Source organism: Bacillus sp. FSL M7-1020, from assembly GCF_038050415.1.
Lineage (GTDB): Bacteria > Bacillota > Bacilli > Bacillales > Bacillaceae_G > Bacillus_A > Bacillus_A toyonensis.
Map to the genome: position 1 here is coordinate 4,855,351 of NZ_JBBOTW010000001.1, position 10,943 is coordinate 4,866,293.

Below are 10,943 nucleotides of genomic sequence, written 5' to 3' on the forward strand. Positions count from 1 at the left end.
ACTTTAAAAGTATTATCGTCCTTTTTTAAAGAGCCCAAAAATGATTCTACATGGACGATAATGAAAAGTCAAGAACTACAGTTCTTCCTCTTCTTCTTCAGTTTCATCATACTCAAGTTCTTCTTCAGCGAAGTCATCTTCATCATCTTCATCTAAATCATCAAGATCATCGTCATCTCCGTCTTCTTCTTCAAGAACCTTGTCCAAATCTTCTACTTCTTCTTCCTCTACATTTCCGTCTGCATCGTCGAAGTCATCTTCGTCTTCCATGTAGTCGTCAAAACCGTCCTCTTCAACTTTACGTTTCTTCTTCGGTTTTGGCTGAGGCAGAATTTCTTCATCGATTTGCTCATATGGGTACCAGCTACGTAGTCCCCAACGATTTTCTCCTAAATTAATGAAGCGTCCATCGATGTTTAAATCTGTATAAAATTGTGCGAGTTTCGCATTAACTTGCTCTTGAGATAGTCCCAGCACTTGAGCGATTTCTTTAACCAACTCGTTGAATGTCGTTGCTTGTCTTTTATCCCCTAAAACGCTATGTACAACTTCAATCATTGAACATTCTTTTAGCTCTTCTGGTGAATATTGCTTAAAATTCACTTATGCGGCACTTCCTTTCATCAAATATAACCTTATATATAACGGTCTGCTTAAAAAAATCCATACTATTCATTATAAACAAAAGTCGCACAAATATGCTACAAAAAAAACGGGAAACTTTTATCCCGCTATTTGCGAGCAGTAAAACTCCCGCCTCAACATTCGGCTGGAGCAAAGAAGTTAGGCGGAAGCCCCGCTACCTGTAAACGCCTGATTTGTGAAGGCTACTAATCGGCTTTGGATGAACATCCTCACTTTATATGGTAATAAAATTATAATTTGTCCATTCCTTACTTCGGAAGCATATGCGCCCCTTGCAACACATACCTAATTTGCATTTCTGTATATTCTTCGAGCGTATACAGTTTTTGCAGCGCCCAACGTCTAAATCCCCACATCTGTCCTTGTATGAAAATGTTATGCGCAAGAAGCTGTATTTCTTTTTTATTTAATATAAATGTTCCATTTTCTGTACATTGTTCTAAAATATTCTCAAACATTCCTACCATTTGAAACTCTTTCTCTAGTACGTATGGGAGTGATTCTTTTGGTAAAAACCGTACTTCTTGATACATGATTAATACTTCTTCTTGCAATTCGTCCATCACTTTAAAGTAATTTGTTATCGCTATCTTTAAACTGTCTATACTTCCCTTCTCCGTGCATACTACTTCCTCTAATCGTTCTTTTACATGTTCATAAATACTATCACAAACTAAATATAACACGTCATCTTTCGTACGAATGTATTCATATAGTGTTCCGATACTAAATCCAGCCGCTTTTGCAATCTCTCTCGTTGTTGTACGCGGGAATCCTTTTTGCTTAAACAGTTGCACCGCACCTTTAATCATTTGTTCACGCCTTAACGCAACTAATTTTTCATCTTTTACTGACGCATGCACATTATGTTTAACCATCCCCTTCACCTCTCTCTATTATTTTTTGGAAGGAAAAAGCGTAGGAAAATACCTACGCCTTTGCCCCTACTTCGTTAACATACGAGAAATTACGAGCCTTTGAATTTCTTGTGTTCCTTCATAAATCTGTGTAATCTTTGCATCTCGCATATAACGCTCTACTGGATAATCTTTCGTATAACCGTAACCACCAAATACTTGCACAGCTTCAGTCGTCACCTTCATCGCTGTATCACCTGCAAATACTTTTGACATCGCTGATTCTTTCCCATACGGAAGCCCTTCCGATTCAAGCCACGCAGCTTGATATGTTAAAAGGCGCGCAGCCTCTACATCCGTTGCCATATCCGCAAGTTTAAAGCCAATCCCTTGCTGCGCCGCAATCGGCTTTCCAAATTGATGGCGCTCTCTTGCATATTCTACAGAAGCATCTAAAGCCCCTTGTGCAATACCAACTGCTTGTGCAGCAATACCGTTACGACCGCCATCTAACGTTTGCATTGCAATCTTAAATCCTTGCCCTTCTTCTCCTAGTAGATTTTCTACAGGAATACGGCAATCTTCAAACATAATTTCAGTCGTTGGCGAAGAGCGAATCCCTAGTTTACTTTCCTTCTTCCCAACCGAAAATCCTAGCGTGTCGCTTTCCACAATAAATGCGCTCGTGCCGCGCTGCTTCGATTCAGGATCTGTTAACGCAAAAACAACATAAATGTCAGCAATACCGCCATTTGTAATGAAAATTTTCGATCCATTTAATATGTAATGGTCTCCATCTCTTTTGGCGATTGTCTTCATTCCACCAGCATCTGATCCAGAACTCGGTTCCGTTAAACCGTATGCACCAATTTTCTTCCCTTCAGCCATCGGTCGCAAAAACTTTTGCTTTTGCTCCTCCGTTCCGAATTTAAAAATCGGCCACCCAGCAAGTGAAGTATGCGCGGACAGCGTTACACCTGTAGAAGCACAAACGCGTGATAATTCTTCAATCGCAATTACGTACGCTAAGTAATCGCTTCCAATTCCACCATACTCTTCAGGCCATGGAATACCTGTCAAACCAAGCTCCGCCATATGATCAAATAGCTCGCGGTCAAATCTCTCTTCCTCATCACGCTCAGCTGCCGTTGGTCCTACTTCGTTCTTAGCAAAATCCCGAACCATTTTTCTTATCATTTCATGTTCTTCTGATAATTTAAAATGCATTTCCGTCTCCCCCTCTTCCCTTTATAAAGCACGGCTAATAACAAGTTTTTGTATCTCACTCGTTCCTTCATAAATTTGCGTAATCTTCGCATCACGGAAAAATCTCTCTACCGGATAATCTTTCGTATAACCGTAACCGCCAAATACTTGTACCGCTTCAATTGCAACTTCAACTGCTGTCTTAGAAGCAAATAACTTCGCAATAGACGCTTCTTTACCGCATGGTAATCCTTGTGCTCTAAGCGATGCAGCCCTATATACAAGTAATCGTGCCGCCTCCACACTTGTCGCCATATCTGCAAGTTTGAAGCCAATCCCTTGCTGCGCCGCAATCGGCTTCCCGAATTGCTCTCGTTCCTTTGCATAATCTATCGCACATGCGAGCGCTGCTTCCGCGATCCCTAACGCCTGCGCCCCGATTCCAATTCGTCCAACATCTAAATTCGCCATCGCTACCTTGAATCCTTGTCCCTCTTCACCGAGTAAATTCTCAGCCGGCACTATCATATCTTCGAACGTAAGTTGAACTGTACGAGAACCGAGAAGTCCCATCTTATGTTCATCTTTTCCGATAATTAAGCCTGGCGTATCTTTCTCTACAATAAATGCAGAAATACCACTTTTTCCTGCATCTGGATTTGTAGAAGCGAAAACGATGTATGTACTTGCTTCGCCGCCATTTGTAATAAATACTTTCGATCCATTAATGATGTAATTATCACCTTTCTTGACAGCTCGTGATTTCAAACTCCCTGCATCTGATCCAGCATTTGGCTCAGTTAAGGCGAATGCACCTAAATATTCACCAGCCGCAAGCTTAGAAACATATTTCTGCTTCTGCTCTTCTGTTCCAAAGTATAAAATCGGGTTCATTCCAACTGACGTATGTACAGCTAAAATTACACCAACCGTTGCGCTTACTTTTGAGATTTCCTCAATTGCTAAAATGTAAGAAATAAAATCCATTTCTGCGCCGCCGTATTTTGCAGGCGCTGGAATACCCATTAATCCAAGCTCACCCATCTTTTGCAAAATCTCTGTCGGGAACACCCCTTGTTCCATGCTAGGAACAAAGGGTGCTATTTCCTTCTGTGCAAAATCCCTAACCATTTTCCTCATCATCTGTTGCTCTTCATTAAAACGAAAGTTCATATACTCCGCCTCCATTTGCTATATATCTTTTAACAATTTGGTAAGACCACTACTCTATACAAGGAGGGATTTACTCATAAACGTAGAAACCACGGCCCGTTTTACGCCCTAACCATCCTGCATTTACGTACTTACGTAGTAATGGACATGGGCGATATTTACTATCTCCTAATCCTTCATGCAACACTTCCATAATGTATAAACACGTATCTAAACCGATAAAATCAGCTAGTGTCAGAGGCCCCATTGGATGATTCATCCCAAGTTTCATTACTTCATCAATCGCTTCTTTCGTCGCTACACCTTCATATAACGTATAAATTGCTTCGTTAATCATCGGTAATAAAATACGATTCGATACAAATCCCGGGAAATCATTTACTTCAACTGGCACTTTTCCGATTTTTTTCGTAATATCTTCAATCGTTTCATAAACTGTATCATCTGTAGCTAAACCACGAATAATTTCAACGAGCTTCATAACGGGAACTGGATTCATAAAGTGCATACCGATTACTTTTTCTGGGCGTTTCGTTACCGCTGCAATTTCAGTAATTGGAAGAGATGACGTATTCGTTGCTAAAATTGTATGATCTGGAGCAATTTCATCTAAATTCGCAAATATTTTCTTTTTAATATCCATTTTCTCAACAGCTGCTTCAATAACAAGATCAGCTTCTTTCACACAATCTAAATCAAGAGTTACTGTAAGACGATTTAACGTTTCCTCTTTCTCTTCTTCCTTCATGCGTCCTTTTTCTACTTGACGCACTAAGTTTTTCGTAATGATAGCTAATCCTCTATCTAATTGCTCTTGTTTTAAATCTTGAATCTTCACATCATATCCTGCCATTGCACACACTTGCGCAATTCCCGATCCCATTTGTCCCGCACCAATTACAACTATTTTTTGTACACCCATTCTTTCTTCCCCCTTAATATAAGTCTGTAATAAATGAATCGTTTTCTCGCCGTAAATTAATGAACCTCAATCATAACTGCATCACCTTGACCGCCACCGCTACAAATCGAAGCAATTCCAATTCCGCCGCCGCGCTGCTTCAGTGCATGGATAAGTGTAACGATAATACGCGCTCCGCTTGCTCCAATTGGGTGTCCCATTGCTACCGCGCCGCCATTTACATTCAATTTTTCTGGGTCAATACCTGCAATCTCTGTACTCGCAATTGCTACTGCCGCAAACGCTTCATTAATCTCGAATAAATCGATGTCTTCAATTGTCTTGCCGGTCTTTTTCAATAATTCGTTAATTGCATAACCTGGCGTTCTTGGGAAATCTTTTGATTCTACCGCGATTGCCGTATGTGCTAAAATCGTCGCCAAAGGCTTTCTTCCTTCTTGCTTCGCTCTGTCCTCGCTCATTAATACAAGTGCAGCACCGCCATCATTCAGTCCTGGAGCGTTACCAGCTGTTACTGACGATGTCTTATCAAATACAGGTTTTAATTTCGCTAACTTTTCAATTGTTGTATCTTCACGCGGCGCCTCATCTTTAGCAACGACGATAGGATCGCCTTTTCTTTGCGGAATTGTTACTGGTACAATTTCCTCTTCAAAACGCCCTTCTTTATGCGCTGAAACCGCACGCTGATGACTACGATATGCCCATTCATCTTGGGCTTCGCGAGAGATTCCGTCTTCCTTCGCAACTTCGCCGCCATAAACGCCCATGTGTATGCCTGAAAATGCGCATGTTAAACCATCTGCCACGTTTAAATCGATAACTTCGTTGTTACCCATTCTGTATCCCCATCTTGCACCTCGTAAAATGTAAGGACTGTTACTCATTGATTCCATTCCACCAGCTACAATAAGTGATTGATCACCAGTACGAATAATTTGATCTGCTAACGTAACCGCACGAAGTCCCGATGCACAAACTTTATTTACTGTTTCCGTCTGTACTTCCCAAGGGATTCCAGCAGCTCTCGCAGCTTGACGAGATGGAATTTGCCCCTGTCCACCTTGAATAACCGTTCCAAATATAACTTCTTCAACATCACTAGCAGAAACATCTGCTCTTTCAAGCGCTGCTTTAATTGCAATTCCTCCAAGTTCTGTTGCCTTCACATCTTTTAAAGATCCTCCAAATTTTCCAACCGGTGTTCTTGCAGCACTTAAAATAACTGTCTTATTCATATTTCTTTCCCCCGTTTCTTTTTTAGTACCGAGCGCTCGCTCGGTATCCTTGCGTTGAGAAGAGGTGCAATAATTGCACCTCTTTCTAAAGTTGTATACATGCTTACAAACTACATTGCTTCTTTCTTCTGTCCGATAACAGATCGTTCTAAAATCTCTGTTACATCAAGTGTTTGAACTTTCTCTTCTACTTCCTTCGCTTTCGTCCCATCACTAATCATCGTTAAGCAATACGGACAACCTGTACCGATAATGGATGGTTGCACAGCTAGTGCTTGTTCTGTACGAGCAACGTTAATACGAGAACCCGTTGTCTCCTCCATCCACATTAAGCCACCACCTGCGCCACAGCACATTCCTGTTTCACGGTTACGTGCCATTTCTACAAGATTCACACCAGGAATTGCTTTCAAAATATCGCGCGGTGCTTCGTACACTTCGTTGTATCGTCCTAAATAACAGGAATCATGGTACGTAACTGTCTCCTCAATAGCGTGAACAGGTTTTAAGAGTCCTTCTTTCACCCACTGAGCTAACAATTCTGTATGATGATAGACTTCTGCTTGTAAGCCAAAGTCTGGATACTCATTTTTGAATGTGTTATAAGCGTGAGGATCAATCGTAACGATTTTCTTCACTCCTGCTTTTTCAAATTCTTCGATATTCTTTGTTGCCATCTCTTGGAATACGAACTCATTTCCAAGGCGGCGCGGTGTATCTCCAGAGTTCTTTTCTTTATTACCAAGAATCGCGAATGAGATGCCTGCTTCGTTCATTAACTTCGCAAACGATATCGCAATCTTCTGACTACGATTGTCGTATGATCCCATCGAACCTACCCAGAATAAATATTCGAACTCCTCGCCAGCTTTTGATTTTTCTTTTACAGTCGGAACTGTTACTTCATCATCACCTTGGCGCCATGTTTCACGCTCTTTACGGTTCAGACCCCATGGATTCCCTTGACGCTCGATATTCGTCATCGCACGCTGCGCTTCCGCATCCATCTTTCCTTCTGTTAAAACAAGATAGCGGCGTAAATCAATAATTTTGTCAACATGCTCATTCATAACCGGACACTGATCTTCACAGTTACGGCACGTTGTACAAGCCCAAATTTCTTCTTCTGTAATAACATCTCCGATTAAACTCGGATCGTAAGCTAGCGCTGTAGCTGCTGATTCTTGCTGCCCTTTTCCAGCTGCCATCATCGCTAATTGATTTCCTTGTGTATTATTAAAAGCAACTACTGGAACCCAAGGTGCTTTCGATGTTACCGCCGCTCCTTTATCAGTTAAATGATCCCGAAGTTTTAAAATTAAATCCATCGGTGATAACATTTTTCCTGTTCCTGTTGCCGGACACATATTTGTACAGCGCCCACACTCTACGCAAGCGTATAAATCAATAAGCTGATTTTGTCTAAAGTCTTCAATTTTACCAACACCAAATGTTTCTTGCGTTTCATCTTCAAAATCAATCTTTTCAAGCTTCCCTGGATTTGAGAGACGACCGAAGAAAACGTTAGCTGGTCCAGCAATTAAATGTGCATGTTTTGATTGTGGAACATAGACTAAAAATGTTAACAAAATTAGTAGATGCACCCACCAAGAAAAATAGAACACTGAAATGGCTACGGTTTCATTTATTCCCGAGAAAACGTAAGCGATTGCAGAAGCGATCGGTTCACTCCATGAAAGTTCCTCGCCGTGCCATATAATTCCCATCCCATTACCAAGTAGTACAGAAATCATTAAACCACCGATAAAGATAAGAACAAGACCTGATTTAAAATTACGTTTCAAACGAACTAGCTTCTCAACATAACGTCTATGAAAAGCCCAAAAGACTGCGATTAATATAACGAGTGTGACAATTTCCTGGAAGAATGTAAATGCAGGGTATAGTGGTCCAAGTGGAAGATGCGATCCTGGTGCGAGTCCTTTCCAAACGAAGTCAATTGCTCCAAATTGGACAAGAATAAATCCGTAAAAAAACATAACGTGAATAATGCCGCTCTTTTTATCTTTCAGCAGCTTTTTCTGACCGAAAACATTGACCTTAAGAAGATCCCAACGTTCTTTGAAGCGACGGTCAAATTCAATCTTTTTTCCTAATTGTATGTAGGCCATTCTCGTTCGTATAAGATATACAAACAAATATCCCGCATAAGCAATAACAGCAATGGCAGCCAGCCAATTAATGATCAGTAAGCTATTCATTTTTATGCTACCCCTCTCTTTGTAAGCCTTCTTTCTTTTTTTAGAATCTTCAAAAACATATAATTTTCTGAATTTTATCCCCTACCTTCATTATATAATGAGTGAGCATTCAGTCAACAGTTTTTTGTTATACAACAACATATTTTTTAATAAACCTGTTTATTTGGGTGAAACTATAAAGTGAAACTTTAGTCAATGGGGACTGTCCATCCCCCACTAATTATTAGTTAAATCAATCGGGCTTTTACGGGCAGTTGATTTCAACCGAGCTTCCTCGTATTCAGCGGATTTTAAGGCGATTGTCTTACTGCCCGTTGAAGCGGGATAAAGTGAAACCTTAATGAACAAACCGGGCTATCTTCTAGTTAAATTTTTGGTAGCATTCTTACTCCCCATATCATTTGTAACACACTGAAGGTGAAAAGAATGCAAAGGAGGGACTTCACTCATGTTCTATTTCTCTCTCTTATTCATATGCGTTACTCTTTGGATCACAATTGACCTTTCATATGGGAGACTTCTTCATTTAAAACGTGTGCGTTCCCGTACTTTCCCTTTACGTCAAAGTGATTTTCACCTTTATACATATGGGAAAGATTTATACGATGCTTTATTTACTGATATAAAACAAGCCCAGCACCACATTCACGTTTTATTCTTCATTGTAAAAAATGATAAGATCAGTCGTGAATTTTTAAAGTTACTTATTGATAAGGCAAAAGAAGGCATTGAAGTAAGACTGTTACTTGATCGATTTGGTAGCCATTATTTATCAAATGAAGCAATTCGTTCCCTACAAAAACATGGTGTCTCTTTTTCTTTTTGTCATAAAGTCAGATTCCCTTTCCCTTTCTTTTCTGCCAATCAACGCAATCATAGAAAAATTACAGTGATTGACGGGAAAATTAGTTATATTGGGGGATTTAATATCGGCGAGGAATATTTGGGACATAATGAGCAATTAGGATTATGGCGAGACTATCATTTACGTCTTACAGGAGAAGGCGTTCAAGATTTACAAAAACAATTTTTACATGACTGGTTGGATGATACGAACCAAAATTTATTGGATGCTCCTCTTTATTTTCCGAAACAGGAACCTGGTACCATCCTACATCAATTCATTCCAACCGATGGTGCCTATTTACAACATACCTTTTTACATTTAATTAAAAGTGCGAAAAAGGAACTTTTTATCGGTACACCATATTTCATTCCTGGCAAAAAAATTATGAACGCTCTATTAAAAGCACGAGAAAGAGGGGTCCAAATAACAATTCTCGTTCCAGAAAAGGCTGATCATGCCCTCGTTCGAGAAGCGAAATTCCCGTACTGCCGAAAGTTAATACGGGCTGGTTGCAATATTTACGCATTTCAACAAGGTTTTTTTCACGCTAAAGTTATTATAGTGGACGATGATATTTGCGATGTTGGAACTGCAAACTTTGATATGAGAAGTTTATATAGTAACCATGAAATCAACTGCCTCTTATACGATAGGCACTTCATACAGGTGGTAAAAAATAAATTCCATGAAGATTTAAAAAATGCGTCATTACTTTCCTATGACGATGTTAGCCCGCTTTCCCTTATAGATAGAGGAAAGGAATGGATAGGAACGATACTTGCTTTCTTCTTATAAGAAAGGTGATGAATAAAAGAGGTGTATTCCTTATGATTATGCGGTTTGGATACGTCTCACATGCAATGGCATTGTGGGACTGTTCTCCTGCTAAAACGATGACATTTACAACTTTTAAAAAACTCAATAAACAAGAGCGAGAGGATAAACTGTACGATGTTACAAGGCAAAATTTAGAACATACAATACGTATCCTTCATTACAATATCGCACATGAAATCCCATTATATCGTCTTTCTTCTTCCATCGTTCCACTTGCAACACACCCTGAAGTTGAATTTGATTATATTGGAGCATTCATGCCGCTTTGGCGTAAAATAGGGTCGTTAATTCAAGAGCACAATTTACGAGTAAGTTTTCACCCAAATCAATTTACATTATTCACAAGCGATAAGCCGCATATTACAACTAATGCAGTTACGGATATGACCTATCATTATAAAGTATTACATGCGATAGGAATTGCAGATTCTTCTTACATTAACATTCATGTAGGTGGTGCCTACGGAAATAAAGAAGCAGCAGTTGGACGCTTCCATGAAAACATAAAAAAACTTCCTGTACATATAAAAAAACAAATGACTCTAGAAAATGATGATAAAACATATACAACTGCTGAAACTTTATCAATTTGCCAAAAAGAAAAGATCCCTTTCGTATTTGATTATCATCATCACATGGCTAATCTTTGCGAAGAATCACTAGAAGAATTACTTCCTGCAATTTTTGAAACTTGGTCACATACAAATATCCCACCTAAAGTTCATATTTCCTCTCCTAAATCAGAAAAAGAATTTAGGGCTCATGCAGATTATATTAATTTAGAATTTATTAAGCCCTTTTTACACATTGCAAAAAAAATTAATTATAATTTTGATATTATGATTGAAAGTAAACAGAAAGATTTAGCAATGTTACAATTAATAAGTGAGCTTTCTTCTATAAAAGGAATCAAAAGAATAAATGGCGCAACATTACAATGGTAAATTGTCATGTTGCGTTGTTTTTTTCAAAAAGTAATTCTTATAGTAAAAAAGT

At 39.3% G+C, this 10,943-nt stretch carries 8 protein-coding genes and 1 pseudogene; 2 read left to right on the forward strand and 7 right to left on the reverse strand.

The genetic code is table 11. The annotated features are described in order from the left end of the window. Positions 1-75: 75 nt before the first annotated feature. From rpoE to MHB70_RS25105, 7 genes and pseudogenes are all read right to left on the reverse strand, one after another. Positions 76-603 carry a DNA-directed RNA polymerase subunit delta gene (gene rpoE / locus MHB70_RS25075; protein ID WP_061529768.1) on the reverse strand — a complete coding sequence of 176 codons (528 nt, stop codon included), beginning with the start codon at positions 601-603 and terminating at the stop codon, positions 76-78. A 290-nt stretch (positions 604-893) separates the two neighbouring features. Then, on the reverse strand, positions 894-1,523 hold the full coding sequence (locus MHB70_RS25080) for a TetR/AcrR family transcriptional regulator (RefSeq protein WP_000238592.1): 630 nt from the start codon (positions 1,521-1,523) through the stop codon (positions 894-896). A gap of 66 nt (positions 1,524-1,589) precedes the next feature. Beyond that, positions 1,590-2,729: an acyl-CoA dehydrogenase AcdA gene (gene acdA / locus MHB70_RS25085; protein WP_000545556.1), complete on the reverse strand. Its 1,140-nt coding sequence runs from the start codon at positions 2,727-2,729 to the stop codon at positions 1,590-1,592. 21 nt (positions 2,730-2,750) lie between these two features. After that, positions 2,751-3,881, reverse strand: a complete 1,131-nt coding sequence (locus MHB70_RS25090) for an acyl-CoA dehydrogenase (protein ID WP_001011192.1) — start codon at positions 3,879-3,881, stop codon at positions 2,751-2,753. A 70-nt stretch (positions 3,882-3,951) separates the two neighbouring features. Continuing rightward, positions 3,952-4,803, reverse strand: coding sequence for a 3-hydroxybutyryl-CoA dehydrogenase (locus tag MHB70_RS25095; RefSeq protein WP_000538855.1), 852 nt, complete (start codon positions 4,801-4,803; stop codon positions 3,952-3,954). 56 nt (positions 4,804-4,859) lie between these two features. Then, positions 4,860-6,142, reverse strand: a pseudogene (locus MHB70_RS25100) (acetyl-CoA C-acetyltransferase). A 9-nt stretch (positions 6,143-6,151) separates the two neighbouring features. After that, positions 6,152-8,263 carry a heterodisulfide reductase-related iron-sulfur binding cluster gene (locus tag MHB70_RS25105; RefSeq protein WP_061529767.1) on the reverse strand — a complete coding sequence of 704 codons (2,112 nt, stop codon included), beginning with the start codon at positions 8,261-8,263 and terminating at the stop codon, positions 6,152-6,154. 448 nt (positions 8,264-8,711) lie between these two features. Here MHB70_RS25105 and cls point away from each other — a divergent pair, with 448 nt between their 5' ends. Further along, positions 8,712-9,905: a cardiolipin synthase gene (gene cls / locus MHB70_RS25110; protein ID WP_000499186.1), complete on the forward strand. Its 1,194-nt coding sequence runs from the start codon at positions 8,712-8,714 to the stop codon at positions 9,903-9,905. A gap of 32 nt (positions 9,906-9,937) precedes the next feature. Continuing rightward, positions 9,938-10,891 carry a UV DNA damage repair endonuclease UvsE gene (uvsE, locus tag MHB70_RS25115; RefSeq protein ID WP_000605896.1) on the forward strand — a complete coding sequence of 318 codons (954 nt, stop codon included), beginning with the start codon at positions 9,938-9,940 and terminating at the stop codon, positions 10,889-10,891. Positions 10,892-10,943 lie beyond the last annotated feature (52 nt).

What these genes read in the sequence shown, in the direction of transcription:
- MHB70_RS25080 (WP_000238592.1), bottom strand. Translation starts at nt 1,523, where the DNA reads ATGGTTAAACATAATGTGCATGCGTCAGTAAAAGATGAAAAATTAGTT.
- acdA (WP_000545556.1), bottom strand. Translation starts at nt 2,729, where the DNA reads ATGCATTTTAAATTATCAGAAGAACATGAAATGATAAGAAAAATGGTT.
- MHB70_RS25090 (WP_001011192.1), bottom strand. Translation starts at nt 3,881, where the DNA reads ATGAACTTTCGTTTTAATGAAGAGCAACAGATGATGAGGAAAATGGTT.
- MHB70_RS25095 (WP_000538855.1), bottom strand. Translation starts at nt 4,803, where the DNA reads ATGGGTGTACAAAAAATAGTTGTAATTGGTGCGGGACAAATGGGATCG.
- MHB70_RS25105 (WP_061529767.1), bottom strand. Translation starts at nt 8,263, where the DNA reads ATGAATAGCTTACTGATCATTAATTGGCTGGCTGCCATTGCTGTTATT.
- cls (WP_000499186.1), top strand. Translation starts at nt 8,712, where the DNA reads ATGTTCTATTTCTCTCTCTTATTCATATGCGTTACTCTTTGGATCACA.
- uvsE (WP_000605896.1), top strand. Translation starts at nt 9,938, where the DNA reads ATGATTATGCGGTTTGGATACGTCTCACATGCAATGGCATTGTGGGAC.